Consider the following 24450-nt stretch of genomic DNA (forward strand, 5'->3'; position numbering starts at 1 on the left):
CCATGCTGGTTTGATAAATGACTCTAAATTATTGCACTTGATTAGGTGCTGGTAATACTGAGGGGGATTGTTGTTGCCCCTGTTCAATAGGTGTCGTTGAACGAGTGTAAATATTCATGCCAGCTAAAACAATGCCGCCTACTGAGCCAAAAGCACATAATGCGCAAAGTGCGATAACAACCTTTTTCATTTTCTGTGGCCTGCGTAATCATAGTAGTAATAAGAACACAAAGTATAACTGGATGAGTGTTGCAAACAAGTTAAAAGCTGCTTTTTCTGCGTATGAGTTGGTGTTTTGCAAAAGGCTTCCCAATTTTTATGTATAATGGTGTTTAATACAGTAGTTTTGCGAAGCGCTTGGCAAACAAATTGTTTTGGCGTTCCCTTCTGTTTTCAGATTCATTATCTTTTATCTTAACTTTGGTCATCTGCATAACTTATGTCCCTGTCGAATAAAATTAAAGAACAAATAACCCAGTGGTATAAGGGGCTGTCATCACAAATTGATGGGTTTATTCCCCGAGCACCACAACGTCAGATGATAGCGGAAGTAGCAAAAAATTTGGCAGATGATGACGGTCGCCACCTTGTTATTGAGGCGCCGACAGGGGTGGGGAAAACGCTGTCTTATTTAATACCCGGTATTGCAGTGGGAAGAGCCGAAGGTAAAACGCTAGTCGTCAGTACGGCAAATGTGGCGCTGCAAGACCAGATTTATAGCAAAGATTTGCCGTTATTGAGCAAAATTATTCCTGATTTGAAATACACTGGCGCATTTGGCCGAGCACGTTACGTTTGCCCTCGCAATTTAGCCGCAATCTGTGCGGCAGAAGGCGAGCAAATTGACTTAATGCTATTAGTGGAAGATAAAACAGAGGTCGCAAATAGCGAAGAGCGGGCTATCTGCCAACAGCTTAGCCATGATTTCCAAAGTTTTGCATGGGATGGCCTAAGGGACCACCATAAGCGCTCTTTCAGTGATAACTTATGGCGTAAAGTCAGCACAGATAAAATGAATTGTTTAGGCCGAAATTGCCAATTTTACCAGCGCTGTCCATTTTTTATTGCTAGACGGGAAATTGAAGATGCAGATGTTGTGGTTGCAAACCATGCATTAGTGATGGCGGCGATGGAAAGCGAGTCGGTGCTACCTGACCCTAAAAAATTATTACTAGTACTTGATGAAGGGCACCATGTTCCTGATGTCGCAAGGGATGCCCTTGAAGTTGAAGGTGAAATTACGTTAGTTCAATTAACTGCTCAGCTTGATAATTTTATTCATCATGTAGGGCAATATATGGGGCAGTTTCGGCCAGTAAAGCCGCCAAAATTAGCTAATCCGGAGCGGCTACAACAACATGCTGAAAAATTACGAGAGTCATTTCGTGATTTTTCTATGTTAGCGAATGCTTTACTACCTGAAACGTCGAAAGAGAATGAATATTTATTTCCTCTAGGGGTACTACCAGAGCCAATGCAGTTAAGTTGCCAAATGCTCTTTAAGCAAACGGATGCTCTAAAAGGGTTAGCAGAAGCGATATTAAACGATTTAACTGAACAAACGGCAAAGCAAGACATTGTTCGCTTACATCGCTCTATTTTAACAACTAGTCGGGCTATGGGTTATTTTGAAAATATGGCAAAGCTTTGGCGTTTGGCAGCCTTAGACCAAAGCTCAGGGGCGCCAATATCTAAATGGCTAAGTCGGCGCTATGAAAAAAACCAATCACGCGTCTTTATGCATTGCGCGGGGATCCGCGTTAGCGAGCAATTGCAACATTTACTGTGGCGAAATGTGCCACATATTGTGATTACTTCGGCAACGCTTAGGTCTCTAAACAGTTATTCACGTTTTATGGAACTGACAGGGCTATCAGAAAAAAATGATGATCGTTTTGTCACCCTTTCTTCGCCTTTTAATCATATTGAGCAAGGGAAAATTATTATTCCTCAAATGGAATATGAGCCAACTATTCATAATGAAGCTCAGCATTTAGCTGAAATGGCGGCATTTTTCCGTGAGCAGTTTATAAAAGATACTCACCGTGGGGTCTTGGTATTGTTTAGCAGCCAACGTGCAATGGAAGGGTTCCTTGAGCATGTTAAAGACCTACGGTTACAGCTTTTAGTTCAAGGGGATCAGCCTCGCTATCGGTTAGTCGAAACACATTGTGAAAGAATTAACCAAGGGCTATCCAGTGCTTTGGTTGGTTTGCAATCTTTTGCGGAAGGGTTAGATTTAAAAGGTGAGTATCTTACCCAAGTCCATATTCATAAGATTGCATTTCCTCCGGTAACAAACCCTGTGATTATTACAGAAGGTGACTGGCTAAAGTCATTGAAACGTTACCCTTTTGAAGTACAAAGTTTACCAAGTGCTTCATTTAATTTAATCCAACAGGCAGGTCGGCTAATTCGTAGTCATGAATGTTATGGTGAAATAATTATTTATGATAAACGCTTACTGACAAAAAATTATGGAAAGCGTTTATTAAATGCTTTGCCTGTATTCCCTATTGAGCATCCTAAAATGCCTGAAAAACCATAGGGAAGTCATTCGGTTTATATCGCTATTGGTCTATTTTAGAAAAATATCAATGGTGATATAAAAGTAGTAAATATTGGTTTTTAAGCAAAAATAAAAGGCCACATTGCTGTGGCCTTCGGTCAATTAAAATTGACTCTAGGGTACGACATTACTCAATATTTGCTTCTAAGAACCAAAGGAATTTATCCATATCACGGGAAGCTGCGGTAAACATATCAGCGGTGTCTTCATCTTCGACTTCATCAATGGCTTTACGGATATCATTTGCCACAACAGCATAGCGATCAGCTAAGGCTTTTAAGTGGTCTTGTACACTGTGAATATTGATAGGGTAAGCCTCTAAAGAGGTAAAACGATTAACCTCTTGGGTTGTACCGATTGCTACGCCACCTAATTGGACAGCACGCTCAGCAAATTCATCTAAGTGTTCCACAAGGGTTGACCTAAAGCCGTCTAACATTTCATGAACAGCAATAAAGTTACGACCACGCATATTCCAATGTGCTTGTTTAGTCATCAAAGAGAGATCGGTAAAATGGACTACCATAACATTAAGGATACCAATGGTTTCCAATTTTACGCTATCTTCCATATCATTACGGGTATATAAAAGTTCAGTTGAAGATGCTTTAAATAATTTAGCTGTGCTCATGATTCATCCTCTCTTAAATATGAATTTGTTTAATAACCTCATCTGCTAATAAATATAAAATATTAAAGTGTATTTGTCATAGCGTAATAAACGATTAATTTAATAGGTCTATCCGATATGCTTTAATTCATTGTGGATGTTGAGGATTAATTGTTTTTTGCAATAAGTGCTATAGATGTAAGTAATGAATATTTAAATATTAAAATAAAAATAACAAATGATTATTTCAAACAGATGAATAAATCTTTACATCAAAATAGGTTAATAAACACAGGAAAGACAGTATTTATTAACCTAATGTACTAATTAGCCTATTTTACAATAGACTAAGAAACTTTCTCAATTTTTGATTTAGGCGTAGCGGTCGAGGTAGAGCCTATCGAAGCGCAAACGATACACAATAAAGCTAGCCATTGAGTCATTGTTAAGTGTTCTTGTAAGAAAACAATACCTAAAAATGCCCCCATACAAGGTTCAAGGCTCATTAGCGTACCAAATGTACGAGCTGGTAAGCGTGTGAGTGCAATCATTTCCAATGTATAAGGAAATGCGGTCGATAAAATGGCTACCGCTAATGCAAGAGGCAAAATAGAAGGGTCAAACATGACTTCAAACCCTGTTTGCATTAAACCTATCGGGAAGAAGATCATGGCCGAGATAAATGAACCGATAGCTACAGTTGCTGCGCCATAGCCGGCTCCTGCTCGCTGACCAAAAATAATATAAATCCCCCAACAAACACCAGCTCCTAGTGCATAAATAGCACCTAGTGGGTCAATGGAATTAATATTATCGCCAATAGGCAGTAAGAATAATAACCCAGTTATAACAAGAGCTATCCAAAGGAAATCGATAGGTCGGCGAGATGAAAACATCGCGACCGCTAAAGGCCCTGTGAATTCTAATGCAACTGCTATCCCTAATGGAATCCGCTCTAGTGACAGATAAAATAGGTAGTTCATCGTACCTAAGGATAAACCATATGTGAGCAATGGGACGAGTGAGCTTCTTCTGAATTTTAAGCGCCAAGGCTTGAAAATAATAAAGAGTATAATTGTAGCCAGCAATAAACGTAAACCAGTAACACCGGGAGCGCCGATAACAGGAAATAAAGTTTTAGCTAAAGATGCACCGCTTTGAATAGAGGCCATTGCAAGCAGTAATAACCCTATAGGCAATAGCGGCAGAGCGCTCTTTTTTGTGTCGGCAGACATAAATAAGTAAACCTCGGAAAACGTAACTGAGTTGGTAATAAATATTTAGAAAATAAGTATTTGGTTATGAAAAATAATTTCTTAATGATTATCTCATAAAAACAAGAGGCTTTATATTTCTTTATTGCCAATAACCTTCTACCCTAGGGGATAAAGTGCTTTATAGCTAAGTTTAGATTAAGAGTAATGCTATAAGCAAAAATTTATAATAATTTCATTATGACAAATAATGTAGGGTTGAGCTTCTATATTAGGCTCGTATAATCCTCTTTTCTAAAAAAGTCATAATCAAAAGGGAAATGAGGGTCAAATGGGAAAAATTAAAAGCGTTGCCGTCTATTGTGGTTCAAGCATGGGAAAACATGAAATCTATCAGCAAAAAGCGATAGAGTTTGCTAAAGAGATGGTTAAACGTGATATCACGTTAGTTTATGGTGGGGCGAGCGTAGGAATTATGGGAACCATTGCTGATACCATCCTTGCTTTAGGGGGGAATGTTGTTGGGGTGATCCCATCGTTATTAGAAGAGCGGGAAATTTCGCATAAAAATTTAACGCAGCTATATAAAGTAGACACTATGCATCAACGAAAAAATAAAATGATTGAGCTTGCGGATGCATTTGTTGCTTTACCGGGGGGCTATGGCACTTTGGAAGAATACGCAGAAGTCTTCACATGGAGCCAAATTGGCTTACATACTAAGCCTTGTGCTCTGTTTAATATCAATAATTATTGGCAGCCATTAGTTGATATGACTAATAAGATGGCAGATGAAGGTTTTTTACATGAAAAATATCGTCATATGGCAATAGTTGATGATTCCCCAGAGAGGATACTAAATAGTTTTGAATCATATATTGCGCCGCCAGTTAAAACTTACGACTAACGTCTCTTCTTAATGCAATAAACGGAAAGAACGATGATAAGACTAGCGATAAAAAGCGATGTAGGGGCTATTTCATCACTTTATCAAATTTTATTTGCGGAAATGGCTGCATTTGACCCTGAACGGATTAAGCCAGCTCAGCAAGCTCTTGAGTTTATTGAGAATGCAATAACTGATGATAAATTTCATCTGTTAGTAGCTGAATTTGAAGGTGAAATTAAAGGGTTTTGTATTGCTCAACAACAATCTGCCGATCCTTATAATTGCATCGTCCCTAGAAACTTTGGTTATATCTTTGATTTGGTAGTTGCCCCGAATTTTCGTGGTAAAAAAGCAGGTCAAGAATTGTTAAATGGCATGAAATCGTGGGCGAAGAGCAAACAATTTAGCCACCTAGAACTCTCAGTGCTGGCACAAAATCGCCAAGCCATTAAGTTTTATGAACGAGAAGGATTAACCGAGATCAGCCGGACAATGGGGATTAAACTTTAGTTTGGTGTTAAATCAACTTTTCCTTCTGTGTTATTAATCCGCTAAAAACAGCACAAGATCTAAGCGGCGTAATATGGCATAATGCGCCGCTATTTATACCTGCTGTAATCTATGTACTCAAATGACTGGCGTGTGAAATTTATTTTGTTATCCAAATACCCATTTTGGGGGATTTCCGTTCGCTTACGCTGTTGTCATATAAACTTATTCATCGCAGGTTATTTTACACCGTTTAATTTAAGGCATAGCAGTGTTAACAACGAACAATATCACTATGCAGTTTGGCAGTAAGCCGCTGTTTGAAAATATTTCAGTTAAATTTGGAACTGGTAACCGTTATGGTTTGATCGGCGCAAATGGCGCAGGTAAATCGACATTTATGAAGATCTTAGGTGGTGACTTAACGCCAACTTCAGGAAATGTGAGTACGACAGATCCAAATGAACGTATTGGTAAACTTCGCCAAGATCAGTTCGCATTCGAAGAATACACTGTGCTAGATACAGTAATTATGGGTCATATCGAACTGTGGAATGTGAAGCAAGAACGCGACAGAATCTATGCACTTCCTGAAATGAGCGAAGAAGATGGTTATCGAGTTGCTGACTTAGAAGTCGCTTACGGTGAAATGGATGGCTACAGTGCGGAAGCTCGAGCTGGCGAATTATTACTCGGTGTGGGTATTCCTGTTGAGCAGCATTATGGGCCAATGAGCGAGGTTGCTCCAGGTTGGAAATTGCGGGTACTTTTGGCGCAAGCATTATTCTCTGACCCAGATATTTTATTGCTTGATGAGCCGACGAATAACTTGGATATCGATACTATCCGTTGGTTAGAGCAAGTATTGAATGACCGCAATTGCACAATGATCATTATTTCCCATGATAGGCACTTTTTAAATACGGTGTGCACACACATGGCGGACTTAGATTACGGTGAATTGCGTTTATTTACCGGTAATTATGATGAATATATGATTGCTGCGACACAGGCTCGCGAACGCTTACTTTCTGATAACGCGAAGAAAAAAGCGCAAATTGCTGAACTACAATCTTTTGTGAGCCGTTTTAGTGCAAATGCTTCTAAATCGAAGCAAGCAACTTCACGGGCTCGTCAAATTGACAAAATTCAGCTTGATGAAGTTAAAGCTTCTAGCCGTCAAAACCCATTCATTCGTTTTGAGCAAGAGAAAAAACTATTCCGTAATGCGCTTGAATTAGAAGCAGTAACAAATGGTTATGACCAAGGTCCACTATTCAAAAATGTCAATTTACTGTTGGAAGTGGGCGAGAAAATGGCCGTGATCGGTGCCAATGGTATTGGTAAGACGACTTTCTTAAAAACACTGATGGGCGAACAACCAGCCACCAGTGGTGTGGTTAAATGGTCTGAAAACAGTAAGATAGGCTATTATGCACAAGACCATGCCGAAGATTTTGAAACAGACCTAACTGTTTTTGACTGGATGAGCCAGTGGAAAAATGAAGGTGATGATGAGCAAGCGGTACGCAGTATTTTAGGTCGCTTGTTGTTCTCTCAAGATGATATTAAGAAAAAAGTTAAAGTATTATCGGGTGGTGAACAAGGCCGTATGCTGTTTGGTAAGTTGATGATGCAACAGCCGAATGTGTTAATTATGGATGAACCCACTAACCACTTGGATATGGAATCTATTGAGTCATTAAACTTAGCCCTTGAAATGTATAAGGGGACGCTAATATTTGTTTCCCATGACCGTGAATTTGTAAGTTCACTAGCAAGTCGCATTTTAGAAATCAAAGAAGATAAAGTTATTGATTTCAAAGGAAGTTATGATGAGTATCTAACTAGCCAAGGCGTAGTGCTCTAATCATATTTTAACTTTTAGTATCGATTGAGTATGCTCAGTCACTAAAAAGCCCCCCAATTATTGGACAATCCATTTGGGGGGCTTTTTATTTAAAGAAAGCTAATGCTTACTTAGTTCTTCTTAACAAATTCAGATTTCAGTTTCATTTGGCCAAAACCGTCAATCTTACAATCAATATTATGGTCACCTTCGACTAAACGGATCCCTTTCACACGGGTACCGATTTTCAGCATTGAAGAACTGCCTTTGACTTTAAGGTCTTTAACTACAGTGACAGTATCGCCATCAGCTAATAGGTTGCCATTGGCATCTTTTACAATGAGCTCATCAATATCAGCTTCAGGCTCGGCATCATTCCATTCATGCGCACACTCAGGGCAGATATACATATCATTATCAGTATAGGTGTATTCAGACTGACATTTAGGGCAAGGAGGGAATTGCATATTCATACTCTCAGTAACGTTATCAAAATAATAAACTGTGGTAACAGCGCTAGCCGTAAATGCCACAAAAGAGGGATAGTATAAGGTGAAAGGGCAAAAAAAATATTTTTTCAGATTATTCTTAATTTACTGCAAGTGTAATGGAAAGGCGAGAAACTTCCCGCCTAATTGAACTTGGTTTGATTATTAGTGTTGACCGCATACTTCGCAATGTGGATCTTTAGTTAGCTTAAATTGGCGAAAATCCATAGTCATAGCATCAAATAGCAACACTTTCCCCGAATTTACTTGGCCATAGTTAGCCAGTAATTTAATCGTTTCCATCGCTTCCAAGGTACCAATAGTGCCAACTAAAGGCGACATCACACCAGCCTCGACACAAGTTAAACTATTTTCTCCAAATAACCGGCTTAAGCAGCGATAGCATGGGGTATCATCTTGATAAGTAAAAACGGACAATTGACCTTCCATGCGAATAGCTGCACCGGAAATAAATGGTTTTTTATGAGGTAAACATAAACGATTTAACTGCTCACGAATGGCTACATTGTCGGTGCAGTCTAAGACCACATCATGGCGTTTAATTAATTCATCAAGCTGTTGGTCATCTAATTGCATATTAACTGTGTCAATACGAATATGCGGATTGATAGCACTAAGCTGCGATTTAGCTGAATTAACTTTAGGCTCACCAATAGTTGCATCGCGGTGCAAAATTTGCCTTTGCAAGTTTGATAATGACACCGTATCAAAATCAACCAAGGTTAAGTGACCGACTCCAGCTGCCGCAAGGTATTGGGTCGCTGCGCAACCTAAGCCACCTAGACCGATAACGAGCGCATGGCTGGATTTGAGTTTTTCTTGCCCGTCAAAATCAAACCCGCGTAAGATAATTTGGCGGTTGTAACGCAGCATTTCGTCATCACTGAGTTCTTGCACGATAATTATTCGCTTTTCAATAAGTAGTTAAACATTTCAACTTCGACCATTTCTCCCGCTTCAACTCGACCGCGTTCTCTTTCTAATACGATAAAACAGTTCGCTAAGCTAAATGAGCTAAATACATGCGACCCTTGGTGGCCAGTAGTGGCGACGTGTAATTGCCCTTGTTCGTCGGCCGTTAAAATACCACGTTGGAAATCAAGGCGGCCCGGTGTCTTTTTCAGTGGTGTAGTGACTGGTACTTTAAAACGCAGCGGTGTACACCATTGGCTGTGCCCTGAGAGGCGGGCGATCAGCGGTTGTACCAACTGATAAAAGGTTAATGCAGCAGACACTGGGTTTCCTGGTAGACCGCAAAACCATGAAGAGCTGAGTTTGCCAAAAGCAAAAGGTTTCCCCGGTTTTATTGCCAACTTCCAAAAGCCAATCGAACCAAGCTCATCTAAAATTTGTTTGGTATAGTCAGCTTCCCCCACAGAAACACCACCGCTACTGATCACTAAATCTGCTTGTTGGTCGGCTTCGATAAAAGTCTGTTTTAGTTTCTCTGGGGAGTCGGGGATCACGCCAAAATCTAATATTTCACAGTTGAGTTTTTCGAGCATCAGGCGAACGGTAAAACGGTTAGTGTCATAAATTTGCCCGTCAGCTAATGGTTGGCCAACAGCCTGTAGCTCGTCTCCGGTGGAGAAAACGGCAACTTTTAAACGGCGATAGACGGTCACATCAGAAATGCCTAATGACGCAATAAGGGGTAATTGCGCTGTTGTCAGTAATGTGCCCGCAGGGAACACTGCGCTACCTTGGGCAATATCTTCCCCCGCTTTACGAATATTACTGCCTTTTTTAATTGGCTGTGTGAATATAATACCCTGCTCAGTTTGCTCTGTTGATTCTTGCATAACTACGGTATCAACGCCTTGAGGAATTGGAGCTCCGGTCATAATACGGATACAGCAACCTGCTTTAAGCTCCCCCTCCATCGGTTTACCTGCAAAAGATTTACCGGCAACTGGCAATGGGGTTTTGCCATCCCAATCAGCAAAACATAAACCATATCCATCCATCGCAGAATTATCAAATGGTGGAACATTAATCGGGGAAATCAGGTCAGTGGCGATAATACGTTGAGCTGAGCTGGTCAGTGGAATGATCTCTGTGCCTGTCACGGTTTTAGTGTTAGAGAGTAGCTTTTCTAATGCAAGCTCTAGAGAAATCAAATCGTTAGTATGACACTGATCCATAAATAATAACCCTCATTATTGTTATATGCCTTGAGGCTAAAAATGTGTTGGTAATGCATATTATGGCAGAAATACCTGATTGGGTGAATGAATAGAAATTGATTACAAATAGCTTTTAGTTAGATTTATATTAGTGAGCAATGAATTAAGCGATAATAAACTGCACGAAAAGCATACTTGATTTGTTGAAATGATGTTAAAAGTTAGAAATTGAATTATTCTATATAACAATAATATTCAGGCTTAATATGAGTGAATATAGTGTCAATAAAACCAATAACTTTTTCTCCAAGCCATAGCGAAAAGGCTTTTCATATCGCATTTACGGGGTTTCTCTCCTTAATCGTGGTGATGGGGATAGGGCGATTTACATTAACCCCTCAAGTGCCTTTAATGATCAAAGAACATCAGTTAACACTATCGACTGCCAGTGTTGTTGCTGCTTGTAATTATCTTGGTTATTTACTTGGCTCATTTGATGCGATGAGAGCACGCTCACACGTTGAAAAGCGCATGTGGTTAGGTGTTTGGGGCGCGGTAGTGATAACTCTGCTTAGCGCGTTGTTAAATGGGCCTATTTTACACAGCGTTGCCCGCTTTGTGATTGGTTGGGCGAGTGGAATAGCATTAGTTCTTGTCGCAGCATGGGCGAATGAAACCCTTGCTCGGTTAAATAGGCCAGCACTCAGTGTTGCTGTTTTTGCGGGCACAGGTGCTGGGATTTTTATTAGTGGTGTGCTGGCTGTTGCTATCCAAAGTTGGCATTTAACGGCTAGCCAAGCTTGGATTATTTATGGGGTACTAGCGCTGATCTTAAGCTTATATATTAGCCGATATTTACCCCGCAAAGGGCAGTGGGAAAGGCCTTCTGGTGAAATAAAAAAATTAATACTAACCCCAGAAATTAAACGTTTGGTTTGGTGTTATGGGTTGGCTGGTTTTGGTTATATTTTACCTGCTACATTTTTATCGCAAATGGCAGCACAGCGTTTCCCGGATAGCTTATTTGCTCAGTTTGTTTGGCCTATTTTTGGGGCATCAGCGGTTGTTGGGATTGTATTAGCCATGCTACTACGAAATTTGTCAACAACCCGTAATCGTTTAGCGATTAGCTTGTGGTTACAAGGGCTCGGTATTTTGATTGCGGAAGTGGTTCCCGACATTTCAGGTTTAGCATTTTCTGCGGTATTGGTCGGTTCAGGTTTTATGTGTACGGTGCAGTTAGCGCTTCAATTAGGGCGTGAACTTGCACCTGATCATAACCGTTTTATGGCAGGGTTATTGACAACATTTTATGCTATTGGGCAATTAATAGGGCCAACGCTATCATTTATATCCACGTCTTTAACAGGGCGATTGGAACCCGCGCTATATATCGCACTTATCGCCTTGGTAGTAGGCGGATTATTGGTTTATCGTTACCCTAAACGTGAGCTTCGTTAATAAATATTTAGTTCAGCATATTATATATGTGATAGTGATTTTAAATCATAGGATTACTATGGTGAAGAAAGTTGCCTATGGACATGCAAATATTTCACTCCCGCAGTTGAGGTTATACTGGATTATCTGTACCTGCTGTTTTAGAGTAAAGCGCACACCTGCATTTTTATAATAATAGTTACACCATTTGTGGAGGAACCCATGCCATCTCTGAGTAAAGAGGCCGAATTAGTTCATGCAGCTTTGGAAGCTAGAGGCTTAGAAACGCCTTTGCGTATCCAGCCGAAATCAGGCGAAGAGCGTAAGCAACTGATTGAAGGGCATATGACAGAGATCATGAAGCTACTGAATCTGGATTTATCTGATGATAGCTTAGCTGACACCCCTCGTCGTATTGCAAAAATGTACGTCGATGAGATTTTTTCAGGTTTAGATTATACTAATTTCCCAAAAATCACATTGATTGAAAATAAAATGAAAGTCGATGAGATGGTAACGGTACGGGATATCACATTAACCAGTACTTGTGAGCACCACTTTGTGACCATTGATGGTAAAGCGACGGTTGCTTATATTCCAAAAGATAAAGTCATTGGTTTATCAAAAATTAATCGTATTGTGCAGTTTTTCTCTCAGCGCCCGCAAGTTCAAGAGCGTTTAACTCAGCAAATTTTAGTCGCCTTACAAACGTTGTTGGGAACGACGAACGTTGCTGTTTCCATTGATGCCGTGCATTATTGTGTTAAAGCACGTGGTATACGCGACGCCACCAGCGCGACAACGACGACATCGTTAGGTGGGTTATTTAAGTCGAGCCAAAACACAAGGCAAGAGTTTCTACGTGCTGTTCGCCACTTATAAGTTATGGTAACAGCGGCATCGTCAAGGCGTATAGCGCAGCTTGACACTGTTCGTGGCATGGCAATTCTAGGTATTTTTCTTTTGAATATCTTTGGGTTTGCTTTGCCACAAGCAGCTTATTTAAACCCCTATTACACGTCAACGACCTCTCCTTCAGAAGCCTATATCTGGGTTGTTTTCAATGTGCTGTTTCAAGGCAAGGTTTTGGCCATTTTTTCTATTTTATTTGGGGCGACTTTAGCATTATTACAGTCGCGAACATTGAGATGGAATCATTGCCGGCTTTTTATCTTAGCTATCTTTGGAGTTATTCATGGTGTGCTTTTTTGGGATGGAGACATTCTTCTTGCTTATGCATTGACAGGGTTAGTCGCTGTGTATCTAATTAATTATTATAGTGACCGAGTATTGTTAAACCTCGCTGTTACCATTTATTTAGTTGGTTTGATTATATTATTTATTTTAGGTAGTGGCGTTGACCCGAGCCATTTTTGGCAAATTTCAGCGCAACAGGTAGCTGATGAGCAAATGGTAAGAATTGCGGGGGGAATCGAAGGGGTTATTTACCGCACAACAGAAATGTTTATCATGGTAGAAATGCTGGTCATCCAATATGGCTGGCAATTATTAGCGCTAATGGTCATTGGGGCGTTATTAATTAAAAATGGTTGGCTTAAAGGGCAATTTAGTCCACAAAATTACCGGAAAATAGCTAAATTATTTATTGTTCCTGCGCTGGTGGTGCAAATTATCGCGTTATATGCACAAAGCCAATTAAATTGGAGCTATTTTGCTACTTCAATTGTAGGGTACATTATTAATGAGTTAGTTACCCCTTTTCAATCATTGGGTTATATCGCATTAGTATATGGCTTTTGGGGTAAAATCCAGTCTAGTAAATTGGTTGATTACCTACAGAATGTGGGGCGAATGGCATTAAGTAACTATATTTTACAAACCCTGATTTGTACGACAATATTTTATCACCTAGGGTATTTTGGGGTATTCAGCCGTGTTGAATTACTGCTTTTTATTCCAATAATTTGGGCTATAAACCTATTATTTTCTCATTATTGGTTGCGAGTATTTCGCCAAGGGCCACTTGAATGGTGCTGGCGTACGTTAACTGAAAAGTTGTATCGTTAAGCGGTTATCGGCTTTAATGATGGCTTATTCACTTAGGTCAGTTAGTTTAATTTATTTATTTCTTCGGGTGAAACCGCTGGGTAGCCTTTAATACCATCCGGCATTTTTATTGGAGCAGGTATAGATTCTTGCTCCCCTAAGAACTTTGGTTCGCGCTTTAAAATATATAAATCAGCTAATGCACCGAGCCGTGCGAACACTTCCCGAGCCCTGACTCTATACATTCCTTCGGGGGTGGGGACCGCTAAACATTGCGCATCAATACCTTTATGTTTTGCTATAAAGACCGCTCGCTCACAATGGAAACGTTGGGTAATGATAGTAAAATTATCGGTATCAAAAACTTTCTTAGTACGAACTACAGAATCCAGAGTCCTAAAACCTGCAAAATCAAGAACAATCTTTGACGCGGGAACACCTTCTTTAATAAGGTCTTTGCGCATATTGATGGGTTCATTGTAATTATGTGCACCATTATCACCACTTAAGAGCAAATACTTTACTTTGCCACTACGGTAAGCTTCTGCTGCACCTTTAATGCGATAGGAATAGTAGAGGTTAGTCACACCGGATGTGTAATATTTTGATGTACCAAGCACCATGCCAACATCGCGTGCAGGCAATTTTTCTATATCTTCATAGATATAGGGAGCGGTATCCCAGCTTATCCAGCGATCAAGCAAAATAATGGTCGTTATTGCTATCCCTGCAAGAATAAAAAGACCAATAATCAGACGTTTCCTCATGTCCTAGCCTTGAAAATAAAAAATCATAAATGAGATTGCTAGCCTTAATTGACCAGAGCTTCTAGGCTACTTGAGTTAAATAAGTGGCGCAAGTCACGTAACGTAAAGTCGTGTCAATGTTAGCCCTTTGTATAAGGTTGACGAATATTAAAGCGCATTGTTGTGTGAAAAAACATCAGCGATTGGATGAAAAAATTGAAAGTTTGCCATTATAAACAGTGAGCAGTTTCACATCTCGGTAGTTTTTATGTCATAAGGCTATCTGTTATGAAATTTTAATTCTATATTTATATTTTGTTGTGAAATTAAATTTCTTTAAATGTAGTCTATCTTTGATAATAAACACAGTAACCTGATAGGTGAAAAGCATGAAACTAACGACATTAATCGCGGCAAGTGCGGTACTGATTACTTCAAGCGTAGCAGCAAAAGATTACCAAATTAACCATACAGAACAGTTGAAATCACTGAATGATGCGACTAAAAGTGCTGAAATCTGGGAACAGGCAGAGGTATTGACGGACTTTACTTATCCATGGGAAAAAGAAGCCGCTCCGAAAACAGATTTTCGTGCACTTTGGAGTGATGACGCATTATATTTTCGTTTTATTGCCGAAGATAAAGACATACAGCTGGGGGATGACCCTGATAAAGACCAAGCAGTATTAGATTCTGATCGTGTAGAGCTATTTTTTGCTACCAGCCCTGAATTAAAGCCTTATTATACTGCTGAAATGGACCCTAAAGGGCGTATTTTTGACGCGAAGGCTAATTTTTATCGGGAAGTCGACCCTAGTTGGAATTGGGAAACGCTGCAAACCGTGGGTGAAATAACACCAAACGGCTATATATTAACAGGCAAGATTGACCTTGATGAGTTCAGCAAGCTTAATTTATGGCAAGACAAAGATAAGAAAACCCTAATGTGCGCTATCTTACGCGGGGAGTTTAGTGCTGGTGAGCCTAAGCAAGTCCGTAAGTGGATTAGCTGGATCAAACCTGATTCTGTAAAACCTGATTTTCATATACCTTCTGCTTTTGGCTCCTGTAAATTTGTAAAATAACGCTATTAGCGGCAGTATTTCACTGCCGCTTTTTCCCTTAGAACATGAATGAACTGTGAGAAAGATCATAATCATCACTTTAGTTGATTTTATTATTGCAATTTAAATTGAAATAAAAATTCATATATATTAATTTTTATTGAAATTAAATTTCAAATGCAATGAGGGGTGTTTTAATGTCTCTAGCCGAAAGTACTCTGAGTGACTGTCTACAAAATGAATTCAATCAGGAAACCTTACAGTTTTCACGTTTGGAGACATTATCGATGGTTACACTCATTAACCAAGCGGATAGCACAGTTGCAGGGGCTATTCAGACCGTTTTACCCGCGATTGCAGAGGCGGTTGATGCTATTGCTGAGTGCTTAAAACAAGGCGGTCGTTTGTTTTATATCGGTGCGGGGACTAGTGGAAGGCTTGCAGTCTTAGATAGCGCGGAGTGCCCTCCAACTTTTGGTACCTCACCAGAATTAGTACAATCAATTATTGCTGGTGGTCAAGATGCGATGCTAAAGGCAGTTGAAAATATTGAAGATTCACCTGAAGCAGCAATAGAAGAATTGAAAAAGCGCCAGCTTTGTGGAAAAGACGTTGTTGTGGGTATCGCTGCAAGTGGGCGAACTCCATTTACTTTAGCAGGGATTGACTATGCCAATGGGCTTGGTGCGTTAACCGTTGCTATCACGACCCGGGGCCGCGGGCTCTTAAGTCATATTGCAAAAATAGCGATTGCGCCAGATGTAGGGCCTGAAGTGCTATCAGGCTCAACGCGCATGAAGAGTGGTACCGCCCAAAAAATGATTTTAGGTATGTTAAGTACATGTGTTATGGGCCGCCTCGGCCGTATCCACACTAACTTAATGATTGATGTCGTTGCCAGTAATATTAAATTATTACGCCGTGCAGAACGAATTGTCAGTGAAGTTTGCGGTATTGATACACAAATAGCCGCAGAGTTATTAGTGCAAGTGGATTACCACCCACGACGCGCAATTTTAATGTATGAATTACAAATTAGTGCACAGCAAGCAACGGATATAGTTCAGCAGCATCCAAATACAACACTGGATAAAATGTTAGAAACTCACCGTTAATAAACCGGTATAGCATGATGGAGAGCCAAGCTATTGGCTCAGCCAACATCAGGGGAATAATATGGCTAATAAGATAGAACATCTGGAAGTACTCGCCAGAGAAATAGAAAAATATGCGGGCGGCTTTGAGAACGTGGCAACTTTAACTCACTGTATGACTCGTATCCGTTTAGTGTTAAAGGACAATAGCAAGTTTGATGCTGATGCGTTGAAGCAAATTGATGGTGTGAAAGGTGTTATTTTTAATGGTGAGCAACAGCAGGTGATTGTTGGTATGGGCACCGCAGCAAAAGTTTTTTCAGTAATGAATAAGCGAATGCAGGGTAGTGCATCAGGCACCACAGCCGAGCAAGCTCCTGTAGAGAAAAAAGCGTTTTCTATTCGTCGTACTTTAAACACCTTGGCTGCTATATTTGTTCCTACTATTCCAGCTCTGATTGGTTGCGGCCTTATTATGGGGCTTATCAATATTGTTCGTTTGGTTGCACCAGGGGTTGTAGAACAATTTCCAGAGCTATTCAAATTATTGAAATTAATCGGCAGTTCAGTATTTGTTTATCTATCAATTATGATTGGGGTAAATACGGCAAAGGAACTCGGCGCATCGACCTCAATTGGTGCGGTTATGGCGGGCTTGCTCTCCATGCCGGGATTGGCTGATATTACTTTATTTGGCTCCAAACTGGTACCAAATAGTGGTGGGATATTCGCCGTCTTGATGGTCGTTGTTTTTTCGTCAAAATTTGAAGTGTGGTTTCGAAGTATTATCAAAGAAAGCCTTGATTTGATAGTCACACCATTTGTTACGATCTTAGTATCAGCAATGGTTGCCATTATCGTATTCCAACCTGCTGGCCATTATTTGAATCAAATCTTGGCGCAAGGTGTTTCTGTTGCATTACTGGATAGTGGTGGTGGTGCTGTAGCGACAGGTGGGGTCTTAGGCGGTAGTTTCTTATTTTTACTGTTAACGGGTCTACACCAAGGGTTGATACCTATCCATGCGGAAATTTTACAAACCTTTGGTCTGAATTATTTATTCCCAATCTTAGCAATGGGCGGTATGGGGCAGGTAGGTTCTTGTTTCTGGGTGTATTTAAAAACTAAAAATCAACGGTTGAAAAAAACGCTAGTCGGGGCATTGCCGGTCGGTATTTTTGGGGTAGGTGAACCATTGTTATTTGGTGTGTCATTACCGCTAGGTAAGCCCTTCATTGCTGGCTGTATTGGTGGTGCTGCTGGTGGTGCATTAATGGCCTTTTTCCATGTTGGTATTATCATCCCATTTGGCACCGCTGGGTTATCATTAATCCCATTAGTAGGAGATGGGCAAATACTGGACTTTCTAATTGCAGTTGCAGGCGCATGGATTGTCGGGTTCATTGCCAGTATGATAATAGGCTTCACTGATCCAGAAAAATAACTAGAAGGAATAGCCATGTCGACACTGACGGTAAAACTGGAAAGCTTACAAACTAGAGGTAAAGGCACTGAGCAGCGAATTGCCACATTTTTGTTGGATAATCGTGACAGTATGATTGCGATGAATGCCGCAGAATTAGCACAAGCTGCTGGGGTCAGTAGTGCGTCTGTTATCCGCTTTTCACGCCAGATGGGTTACCGTGGCTATCCTGAATTTAAAGTTGATTATTTGTCTGATGAAAAACAACATAAAGCGGAAAGCTTATACGGTAATCTGAGCCGTAATGATGGAACGGAGCAGATAATCGCTAAAACAGGGCAAATGTTTATTTCGGCAATTGAAAAGTCATTGGATTTACTAGAGCCGTCAGTTATCGATGACGTTGCCCAAAAAATGAATAATGCGAAGCGGATTGTATTGTTTGGTGTGGGGTCATCAGCAATTGTTGCCAGTGATATTTACCATAAACTTATTCGTATCAACAAGCATGCATTATTCAGCTACGACTTACATGTTCAGTTAAGTTATTCTGCTAATTTAAACCAAGATGATTTAGCTATTGCAGTGACTGCTCGTGGGAATACTCAAGAAATCAACCAGATGTTGCGAGCTGCGAAAGAGACAGGCTGCCCGACGGTTGCTTTGACTCGTTTCGGGCAAGATGAAGCGGTGAAATTAGCTGATTTCAGTTTACCTTATTTTTATGATGAGCAGCATACACAGTTAGGGATAATTACCCCCCAAGTGTTACAGATGATCATCTTTGATACGTTGTTTTTTAAATATCTTACGTTAGTGGATAGTGATGCAGACTTAGCATTACAAAAAGGGCGACAAGCACTGATACAAGGCAAGAGTTAATGATTGTAACAGAGTTAGCAATAGGTGCTCTAATTGGGCTGATTATCAGTACAACGGGGGTTGGTGGTGGAGTGATTGTTCTGCCCATATTAACCTATTTTTTTGGGCTTAACGCATTAGCGGCTGTCGCGACAGCTAATTTTCTTTCGATGTTGATGAAAGTCTCTTCTTCCTATATGCATTTTCGGTTAGGCAATATTCCTTTTAAAGGGGCGATGATTGTTTTAGCCATTATGTTGCCGAGTACTTTTTTATCAAGTCTTTTAGTGACTTGGCTTGGGGGATTGCCTGGGTATCAACTACAAGTCGAATGGGGGATTAACCTTTTAGTTGCTGCTGCAATTATTTTCTCGTTGTATTTATTTATTCAGAGAATGTTTTTTGTTTCAGTCATTAAGCAAAAAATGGTAGAAACCAACCAACTAAAAGCGATGGCGCTCCCTGCTATTCTAGCCGGCGTGGTGCTAGGTGCAACGGGGGTGGGTGGTGGTGTTGTTGTGTTACCTATGCTATTGCGATATATGCAGCTGAATATTAAACAGGCAATAGGGACATCAATTTTTGTGACGACGTTATTATCGGGTTCATCAGCTTTGGCTTATGCGCAGGATGGCTATACCGATTTAAAATTGGCGTTGATATTATGTGCTGGGGCATTGATGGTGATGCCCCTTGCGAAATATTTATTGGTTCATTTGTCTGAGCGCACTTTCCAATATGTCACATTGTTATTGATTGCCTGTAGTGCGGTGATGATGACTATGAATTTATTTTCTTTTTAGTTTTATCGTGTTAGGGCTCAGCTTTGCCATTGATTGAGCTCTTTTTCCATTTCTTGATAAATAAATTGACGCTCATAGTTAAGTTCTTCATTTTCGGATGATGAATACTGATTAAGTGCAAAAAACAGTAAAATAGCCGCAATTAAAGTAATTAATATACTAGATGTAAATTTTCCTCGGTTGGTTGCCTGTGGCGCAAGTACAAAAGCCCCACTAATAAATGCGCCAAGAACTGCACCGCCAATATGTGCCGCGTTATCAATCCCTGATTGCAAACCATTTACCAAAGTTAGACCTATCATGGCCATTATATTGTATAACGGGCGCTTTAACTGGTTTCGTTGTTCTATAGAAAGAGCAGGGTTATTGATGGCTTTTAAAAGGTAAATAACTGAGGCTGCGGCTAACCCCATAATGGCACCTGAAGCGCCAATACTAACAGTGATATAAACGGTATTATCGGGTAGATAAAGGCTGCTCCATGTATTTAATGAGGCTTGAGATGCCACTTCTTTTAATGCTTCTTGATATTGCCAATAAGCGCTGAAAAAGGCAGCTCCGATACCTGAAAATAGGTATATCGCGAGCATTCTAAATTTCCCATAGTTACGTTCGCATTCAATCCCAATAACAAACAAGGCCAACGTATTTAAAGCAAGGTGCATACCGCCTGAGTGCAATACCATACTGACTGGATAACGCCACCAATCTCCAGTTAATGAAAGTTGGTAAACATTGGCACCAAATAGCAATAAATTATTTTCTTGGGAATCGAGTGGGGCGGCATAATTGAGCTGATAAAAATAAACAACAATATTTAGCACCGCAATACAGAGCGTCAGGGCTATTGCCCATAGGGAAAATTTAGGTTTCTGCACAGTTGCTGCATTGAGGTCGCCAGTCATGTAAATATCCTATTAATCAGTCATGGACGTTATCTTAAATAAGTGATTTGTTTAGCGCAATTTATCATTATCTGAGAATACAGATTTTAGCTTTTTAGGGAATCGTAAAAACAAAAAAGGGGCCTAACGGAGTATATAGTGAATTTTGTGTACTTCTGTTGGTGAGTGAGTGAATGCCCCATAAGCAAAGGCTTTTGGGGCATTTTTAGTTTTTACACGGTATGTAATTTGGTGTGTAAAAATAGGAGCACTTGCTCCAAGGGCTCTGCCCTCTCGCCGCAAGCGGCGATTCACCCGAGGTATTTCACGACCAGCGATGTGATCCAGTGAGAGCACAGATACAGATAACTTCCTCGGGGATGCTTAAAAGTGAGCAATGGTCGTACCACCATACTCATACTGTAGCTGGAGGATGCCATAATAAATTGGCCGCCCGTAGCTTTGGTCGCAAAGCGAACGTTCAGATTTCGGAATAACGCTTAGGTAACCGGCGCCGGAGCGCCAGCGGAGGGAACCAAAAGCGGCACGCTTTTGGCGTCCGGTTGACCGCCTTGTTACATGGTGATTCGATAGTATCCGCCATACTCTCCATCCTTAGAACCACTGTGCGTGGCCTGCCAACCCAATTTTTGGGCCACTCTCTTGCTGGCCACATTATCGTCCGCGATGAAGACCTGAACGGTATCGAGGTCGAACTCTGTGGATAGCCTTTCAACCGCCAACTCGCAAGCCTTGGCAGCTATCCCGTTTCCCCAAAACTCCGACCTGATGAAATAGCCGAAGTCGAAAACGCCATCTATCTGCTTAATACCGCAGAACCCGATAAATTCATCTTTATCAGCCTCTGCAATAGCAAAGCGAGTTGGGTTAGTGAGAGCACTCTCGAACCAAGAATTCGCCTCATCTTCTGTCAGGGCGCGACCCGGCCCAAGAAATCGCATGACCTCAGGATCTCGAAGCATCGACATAACAGCCGTCTTATCTTTCTGTTGAAGATCCCTCAGCTTCACTGGAATCATAAGGCCGACCTCACCATGTAACGCGAAGCTAAGCGGCGGCCCGTCAGGGACGTCCGGTGGACGGCCGTCAGGCCGGGAACGTACTTAAGCGATTTGTTGTACGTTCCAAGACTCCCGCAGCTGGCCAATGACACCCGCGACCGTTTCAAACACCACCTCGTGAGAGCAACGGTAACGGTCCCTGGCCCAATCCAAAACAATAGGGCCTCGAATTTGTGACGCATGGTGGGGAAATGCCTCCAAGTACTCTTCAGTAAGGGCGGCTCCCCTGGGAAAAATGTGAAAATGAAGTCGAGACTGCTCTTCCCCAAACTGAGCGCAGTAGATGCGCAAGGGATTCACTGCTTCCTTTACCAGCGAAGTGACATTGGCCAATAGAGGGCCAAGGCTCTCGACCGATTGCCTTGGTAGAGCATCTAGCGATTCGACTGAAGCCAACGGAGAGACGATCAAATAGCCGGGCACAGCACAGGAATAGCAGTGCTCGACTAAAAAATCTTCTGATCGTCCAATCTCGAAGTTCATCAGTACCTACTCGTACAACGCTTGCAGCATGCGCGCCTGCGGAATGGAGCCAAAGGCGCAATGTAGTAGGCGTCGCCGTGCCTGCATTGGTTAAAACCTACCATCAGGAACCTCCGGGGTTAGCCAGCCGCACCGCAACGTTGCTGTGTTGCGATCCAGTTTCATTCTCATGCTGTGAGCCGAAAAGATTGACCCACTGCCCCTGAACCAACACCAACTCCCCGTTGCCAACACTGCTCCCATTGCTCCCATTGCTCCCATTGCTTGTAGTGTAATTGCCAGCATAGTTGAACTGGAATTGGCCGGACGAGCCCATGATTGGCTTGAGTTCATAACCTATGGACAACTCACTGGAAGAGGCAAAGCCTTTATCCTTGCTCGATACGCTAACCCTTAAAAGTCTCGATTCTTCCAGAAAGCTTGGCAATAAATCAGAGGGTAAGCTATCCGATTGTGTAGCCTGACACTCACAATACCGAACCTCCAACACCAGCGTTTTATTGGCGAGATAGTCTTCAGGAGCCGAGTTGTCGGCAAGAGCAATGCTAGGAATCAAGGATAGAAAGAGCAGATTAACCCGCAGAGTAATTTGTGTTGCGATCCGTTGCATGTGACCTCCTGTATTTACGTTTTAACGCCAGCCAGCATGCGCGGCTACGGAATGAAGGCGAAGCCGCAATGTAGTAGACGTCGCCGTGACTGGCCTTGTTATGCATTTACCATTGGACCAAAACGTCTTGAACTTTCAGTGTCTCCGAGTCGAATCCAATCGCCCAAAACACTTTGATATCACTTTTGCTGTACTTCGCCTTCCACAACGTCAACTTGGACTCATTTCTCGGTAGGCAATCTATAGACTCGATGCTTTCCAACGCACCCATTTCGTTCTCTATATCCCGACACATATCCAGATACATGTCTTCAGTGATCTTCCCATCGTCATTCGGGTCCTTAGGCAGCGCCGACATTTCTTGGAGTTCCCGATAGCTCCTTCCGTCATGTAGCTTGATTAGTCGCTCAGCCAGTTCAGTTTCTCGGTCAGTGATCACGTAACTTGTCCTCCTTGATTGCATAACGCCAGCCAGCATGCGCGGCTACGGAATGGAGGCGAAGCCGCAATGTAGTAGACGTCGCCGTGACTGGCCTTGTTAAAACCTCTTGGGTCACTTGGAATAATGCCCCTCTACTGTAATTTGTACCGGAGTGCAGCCAACACGTCCGGCACCATGGCAGCCATAGCAAGTTTCCCTTTCCCCAGTTTTCGGGTTGTCGTAATACCCGACACCGGCGCATACCTCGCAAGGGCAGCCATTTGCTGAGAGCTTTTTATACTTAAGCCATGTTTGCTCAAGCAATGTGCTTGGTTCTGCCTTTCCCGTAACCACATCCAACAAATGTTGGTGCTCGATATTGATGGGATTGAGAACACCTTGCTCTAAAGCCCTAATCCAACACCCATTCAGCTCCAGCTCCATATTTTCCTGATGGCTAAATTGTCGCTCGAGCCATGCGGGTAACAGAAAATCCATCTCTCGATATTTTTTATGTTGTTGTTCATCGTTCATGGTATCACCAGGGCATACCCCGTTTTAACGCCTGGGCTCAGCGGCCGATTTGGAGGCGCACCGCGCCGGAAAACCGGTCCGCTGGAGCCCCTGGTTATACATTGTTCTGACTCGGGATCAGTGCTAGCAAATCCGTTACCCCAACGTCTTCGCCAGATTGCGAAAGTAGCGTAGTTACCTGCCCCCGATGATGAGTTTGATGATTGAAGAAATGATAGATCAAGGAGGAAAATCGTTTGGTGGCGGGCACACCCTTGGTATTCTGATAGCTGAGAATAAAATCTAAATCACTATCAGTGAGCCCTGAAATCCATTTGATGATTTTCTCATCTAGCCACTTTCGGTGGCTATACAACTCATCAAGATCTTCGAAAATTATTTGGTTGAGGTTTTTGGGAGCCGCTAGCTCAGTGATTTCACGTAGTGGTTCAGCGCTTGCTGGTTGTGCAGCAAACCTCTTTAGCCAAATCGTATCCCCAACAACGATATGGTTTAGCGTACCCAATATTGACCCGAAGAAGGCTCTTCGATCTTCTAAAAGAGCCGATTTGCTCAGGTTGCCTGCGGCGCCATATACCCTCTCATTCATCCACCGGTTGTATTCGGCCATCAGCTCAAAATGTTGTTTCAGGCTCATCTGACTGAGGTCCTTCTACTGTATAACGCCTCACATCACCGGGAGCGAAAAGCAAAGCGAGGGACGAGCGGTACTTTTTGCTCTCCGAGTGCATGTGATTGTTATG

Annotated in this window: 25 protein-coding genes; 12 read left to right on the top strand and 13 right to left on the bottom strand. The window is 41.7% G+C overall.

Going from position 1 to position 24450, the window contains the following annotated elements; translation table 11 throughout:
• Nucleotides 1–28: 28 nt before the first annotated feature.
• Complete coding sequence (locus tag RB151_RS23450; protein WP_164975526.1) at nt 29–190, bottom strand: hypothetical protein; 162 nt, start codon at nt 188–190, stop codon at nt 29–31.
• 249 nt (nt 191–439) lie between these two features.
• On the opposite strand from RB151_RS23450, the gene dinG reads away from it, so the two are divergent.
• The gene (gene dinG, locus RB151_RS05940) at nt 440–2548 is read left to right on the top strand and encodes an ATP-dependent DNA helicase DinG (RefSeq protein WP_042846589.1); all 2109 of its coding nucleotides are present in this window, start codon (nt 440–442) and stop codon (nt 2546–2548) included.
• 148 nt (nt 2549–2696) lie between these two features.
• Here the strand turns inward: dinG and dps are convergent, their stop codons facing one another.
• Together dps and rhtA are read right to left on the bottom strand one after the other, a co-directional pair.
• A complete protein-coding gene (dps, locus tag RB151_RS05945) occupies nt 2697–3200 on the bottom strand; it encodes a DNA starvation/stationary phase protection protein Dps (RefSeq protein WP_042846588.1) in 504 nt (167 codons plus the stop codon).
• Between the two features lie 326 nt (nt 3201–3526).
• Nucleotides 3527–4414: a threonine/homoserine exporter RhtA gene (gene rhtA / locus RB151_RS05950; protein ID WP_042846587.1), complete on the bottom strand. Its 888-nt coding sequence runs from the start codon at nt 4412–4414 to the stop codon at nt 3527–3529.
• Nucleotides 4415–4724: 310 nt separating this feature from the next.
• Here rhtA and RB151_RS05955 point away from each other — a divergent pair, with 310 nt between their 5' ends.
• The 3 genes from RB151_RS05955 to RB151_RS05965 all read left to right on the top strand — a co-directional run bounded on the left by RB151_RS05955 (nt 4725) and on the right by RB151_RS05965 (nt 7641).
• The gene (locus RB151_RS05955) at nt 4725–5300 is read left to right on the top strand and encodes a TIGR00730 family Rossman fold protein (protein ID WP_042846586.1); all 576 of its coding nucleotides are present in this window, start codon (nt 4725–4727) and stop codon (nt 5298–5300) included.
• 33 nt (nt 5301–5333) lie between these two features.
• Nucleotides 5334–5792 (top strand): GNAT family N-acetyltransferase, encoded by a 459-nt coding sequence (locus RB151_RS05960; RefSeq protein WP_042846585.1) that lies wholly within the window; start codon nt 5334–5336, stop codon nt 5790–5792.
• Between the two features lie 274 nt (nt 5793–6066).
• Nucleotides 6067–7641: an ABC-F family ATPase gene (locus tag RB151_RS05965; protein ID WP_208292030.1), complete on the top strand. Its 1575-nt coding sequence runs from the start codon at nt 6067–6069 to the stop codon at nt 7639–7641.
• Between the two features lie 110 nt (nt 7642–7751).
• Here RB151_RS05965 and RB151_RS05970 read toward each other — a convergent pair whose 3' ends face one another.
• From RB151_RS05970 to moeA, 3 genes are all read right to left on the bottom strand, one after another.
• A complete protein-coding gene (locus RB151_RS05970) occupies nt 7752–8087 on the bottom strand; it encodes a zinc ribbon domain-containing protein YjdM (protein ID WP_042846644.1) in 336 nt (111 codons plus the stop codon).
• A gap of 186 nt (nt 8088–8273) precedes the next feature.
• Nucleotides 8274–9002, bottom strand: coding sequence for a molybdopterin-synthase adenylyltransferase MoeB (gene moeB, locus RB151_RS05975; RefSeq protein WP_208292477.1), 729 nt, complete (start codon nt 9000–9002; stop codon nt 8274–8276).
• Between the two features lie 29 nt (nt 9003–9031).
• Nucleotides 9032–10273, bottom strand: a complete 1242-nt coding sequence (gene moeA / locus RB151_RS05980; protein ID WP_042846582.1) for a molybdopterin molybdotransferase MoeA — start codon at nt 10271–10273, stop codon at nt 9032–9034.
• A 351-nt stretch (nt 10274–10624) separates the two neighbouring features.
• On the opposite strand from moeA, the gene RB151_RS05985 reads away from it, so the two are divergent.
• The 3 genes from RB151_RS05985 to yeiB all read left to right on the top strand — a co-directional run bounded on the left by RB151_RS05985 (nt 10625) and on the right by yeiB (nt 13723).
• Complete coding sequence (locus RB151_RS05985) at nt 10625–11716, top strand: YbfB/YjiJ family MFS transporter (protein ID WP_094301199.1); 1092 nt, start codon at nt 10625–10627, stop codon at nt 11714–11716.
• Nucleotides 11717–11917: 201 nt separating this feature from the next.
• On the top strand, nt 11918–12577 hold the full coding sequence (gene folE / locus RB151_RS05990; protein WP_042846580.1) for a GTP cyclohydrolase I FolE: 660 nt from the start codon (nt 11918–11920) through the stop codon (nt 12575–12577).
• 3 nt (nt 12578–12580) lie between these two features.
• Nucleotides 12581–13723, top strand: a complete 1143-nt coding sequence (yeiB, locus tag RB151_RS05995; protein WP_071547849.1) for a DUF418 domain-containing protein YeiB — start codon at nt 12581–12583, stop codon at nt 13721–13723.
• A 41-nt stretch (nt 13724–13764) separates the two neighbouring features.
• Here the strand turns inward: yeiB and sanA are convergent, their stop codons facing one another.
• Nucleotides 13765–14469: an outer membrane permeability protein SanA gene (gene sanA / locus RB151_RS06000; RefSeq protein WP_042846578.1), complete on the bottom strand. Its 705-nt coding sequence runs from the start codon at nt 14467–14469 to the stop codon at nt 13765–13767.
• A 368-nt stretch (nt 14470–14837) separates the two neighbouring features.
• Here sanA and RB151_RS06005 point away from each other — a divergent pair, with 368 nt between their 5' ends.
• The 5 genes from RB151_RS06005 (at nt 14838) to RB151_RS06025 (ending at nt 19693) form a co-directional block, all read left to right on the top strand.
• The gene (locus RB151_RS06005; RefSeq protein ID WP_071547850.1) at nt 14838–15533 is read left to right on the top strand and encodes a carbohydrate-binding family 9-like protein; all 696 of its coding nucleotides are present in this window, start codon (nt 14838–14840) and stop codon (nt 15531–15533) included.
• Between the two features lie 176 nt (nt 15534–15709).
• Nucleotides 15710–16627: an N-acetylmuramic acid 6-phosphate etherase gene (gene murQ / locus RB151_RS06010; RefSeq protein ID WP_042846576.1), complete on the top strand. Its 918-nt coding sequence runs from the start codon at nt 15710–15712 to the stop codon at nt 16625–16627.
• A 61-nt stretch (nt 16628–16688) separates the two neighbouring features.
• A complete protein-coding gene (locus RB151_RS06015) occupies nt 16689–18050 on the top strand; it encodes a PTS transporter subunit EIIC (protein ID WP_071547851.1) in 1362 nt (453 codons plus the stop codon).
• Between the two features lie 15 nt (nt 18051–18065).
• Entirely contained in the window at nt 18066–18911 is an 846-nt protein-coding gene (locus tag RB151_RS06020) for a MurR/RpiR family transcriptional regulator (protein ID WP_042846574.1), read from the top strand.
• The gene (locus tag RB151_RS06025; protein ID WP_042846573.1) at nt 18911–19693 is read left to right on the top strand and encodes a sulfite exporter TauE/SafE family protein; all 783 of its coding nucleotides are present in this window, start codon (nt 18911–18913) and stop codon (nt 19691–19693) included. Before RB151_RS06020 ends, RB151_RS06025 begins: the two co-directional genes overlap by 1 nt.
• A gap of 17 nt (nt 19694–19710) precedes the next feature.
• Here the strand turns inward: RB151_RS06025 and RB151_RS06030 are convergent, their stop codons facing one another.
• From RB151_RS06030 to RB151_RS06065, 6 genes are all read right to left on the bottom strand, one after another.
• Nucleotides 19711–20598, bottom strand: a complete 888-nt coding sequence (locus RB151_RS06030) for a rhomboid family intramembrane serine protease (protein ID WP_071547852.1) — start codon at nt 20596–20598, stop codon at nt 19711–19713.
• Between the two features lie 554 nt (nt 20599–21152).
• Nucleotides 21153–21617, bottom strand: a complete 465-nt coding sequence (locus tag RB151_RS06040) for a GNAT family N-acetyltransferase (protein WP_071547854.1) — start codon at nt 21615–21617, stop codon at nt 21153–21155.
• 84 nt (nt 21618–21701) lie between these two features.
• Nucleotides 21702–22142: a hypothetical protein gene (locus RB151_RS06045; protein WP_071547855.1), complete on the bottom strand. Its 441-nt coding sequence runs from the start codon at nt 22140–22142 to the stop codon at nt 21702–21704.
• Between the two features lie 103 nt (nt 22143–22245).
• Nucleotides 22246–22752, bottom strand: coding sequence for a hypothetical protein (locus tag RB151_RS06050; protein WP_071547856.1), 507 nt, complete (start codon nt 22750–22752; stop codon nt 22246–22248).
• A gap of 553 nt (nt 22753–23305) precedes the next feature.
• Nucleotides 23306–23707 carry a DUF413 domain-containing protein gene (gene maoP / locus RB151_RS06060; RefSeq protein ID WP_071547857.1) on the bottom strand — a complete coding sequence of 134 codons (402 nt, stop codon included), beginning with the start codon at nt 23705–23707 and terminating at the stop codon, nt 23306–23308.
• A gap of 94 nt (nt 23708–23801) precedes the next feature.
• Complete coding sequence (locus RB151_RS06065) at nt 23802–24344, bottom strand: DinB family protein (protein WP_071547858.1); 543 nt, start codon at nt 24342–24344, stop codon at nt 23802–23804.
• Nucleotides 24345–24450 lie beyond the last annotated feature (106 nt).

The organism is Providencia rettgeri, assembly GCF_001874625.1.
Taxonomy (GTDB): domain Bacteria; phylum Pseudomonadota; class Gammaproteobacteria; order Enterobacterales; family Enterobacteriaceae; genus Providencia; species Providencia huashanensis.

Coding starts and splice junctions, on each gene's coding strand:
- RB151_RS06005 (WP_071547850.1), top strand. CDS start 14,838: ATGAAACTAACGACATTAATCGCGGCAAGTGCGGTACTGATTACTTCA.
- RB151_RS06015 (WP_071547851.1), top strand. CDS start 16,689: ATGGCTAATAAGATAGAACATCTGGAAGTACTCGCCAGAGAAATAGAA.
- RB151_RS06030 (WP_071547852.1), bottom strand. CDS start 20,598: ATGACTGGCGACCTCAATGCAGCAACTGTGCAGAAACCTAAATTTTCC.
- RB151_RS06045 (WP_071547855.1), bottom strand. CDS start 22,142: ATGAACTTCGAGATTGGACGATCAGAAGATTTTTTAGTCGAGCACTGC.
- murQ (WP_042846576.1), top strand. CDS start 15,710: ATGTCTCTAGCCGAAAGTACTCTGAGTGACTGTCTACAAAATGAATTC.
- RB151_RS05955 (WP_042846586.1), top strand. CDS start 4,725: ATGGGAAAAATTAAAAGCGTTGCCGTCTATTGTGGTTCAAGCATGGGA.
- RB151_RS05985 (WP_094301199.1), top strand. CDS start 10,625: ATGGGGATAGGGCGATTTACATTAACCCCTCAAGTGCCTTTAATGATC.
- RB151_RS05960 (WP_042846585.1), top strand. CDS start 5,334: ATGATAAGACTAGCGATAAAAAGCGATGTAGGGGCTATTTCATCACTT.
- RB151_RS23450 (WP_164975526.1), bottom strand. CDS start 190: ATGAAAAAGGTTGTTATCGCACTTTGCGCATTATGTGCTTTTGGCTCA.
- dinG (WP_042846589.1), top strand. CDS start 440: ATGTCCCTGTCGAATAAAATTAAAGAACAAATAACCCAGTGGTATAAG.
- maoP (WP_071547857.1), bottom strand. CDS start 23,707: ATGAACGATGAACAACAACATAAAAAATATCGAGAGATGGATTTTCTG.
- RB151_RS06020 (WP_042846574.1), top strand. CDS start 18,066: ATGTCGACACTGACGGTAAAACTGGAAAGCTTACAAACTAGAGGTAAA.
- RB151_RS05965 (WP_208292030.1), top strand. CDS start 6,067: ATGCAGTTTGGCAGTAAGCCGCTGTTTGAAAATATTTCAGTTAAATTT.
- moeA (WP_042846582.1), bottom strand. CDS start 10,273: ATGGATCAGTGTCATACTAACGATTTGATTTCTCTAGAGCTTGCATTA.
- folE (WP_042846580.1), top strand. CDS start 11,918: ATGCCATCTCTGAGTAAAGAGGCCGAATTAGTTCATGCAGCTTTGGAA.
- sanA (WP_042846578.1), bottom strand. CDS start 14,469: ATGAGGAAACGTCTGATTATTGGTCTTTTTATTCTTGCAGGGATAGCA.
- dps (WP_042846588.1), bottom strand. CDS start 3,200: ATGAGCACAGCTAAATTATTTAAAGCATCTTCAACTGAACTTTTATAT.
- moeB (WP_208292477.1), bottom strand. CDS start 9,002: ATGCTGCGTTACAACCGCCAAATTATCTTACGCGGGTTTGATTTTGAC.
- RB151_RS06065 (WP_071547858.1), bottom strand. CDS start 24,344: ATGAGCCTGAAACAACATTTTGAGCTGATGGCCGAATACAACCGGTGG.
- rhtA (WP_042846587.1), bottom strand. CDS start 4,414: ATGTCTGCCGACACAAAAAAGAGCGCTCTGCCGCTATTGCCTATAGGG.
- RB151_RS06050 (WP_071547856.1), bottom strand. CDS start 22,752: ATGCAACGGATCGCAACACAAATTACTCTGCGGGTTAATCTGCTCTTT.
- RB151_RS05970 (WP_042846644.1), bottom strand. CDS start 8,087: ATGCAATTCCCTCCTTGCCCTAAATGTCAGTCTGAATACACCTATACT.
- RB151_RS06025 (WP_042846573.1), top strand. CDS start 18,911: ATGATTGTAACAGAGTTAGCAATAGGTGCTCTAATTGGGCTGATTATC.
- RB151_RS06040 (WP_071547854.1), bottom strand. CDS start 21,617: ATGATTCCAGTGAAGCTGAGGGATCTTCAACAGAAAGATAAGACGGCT.
- yeiB (WP_071547849.1), top strand. CDS start 12,581: ATGGTAACAGCGGCATCGTCAAGGCGTATAGCGCAGCTTGACACTGTT.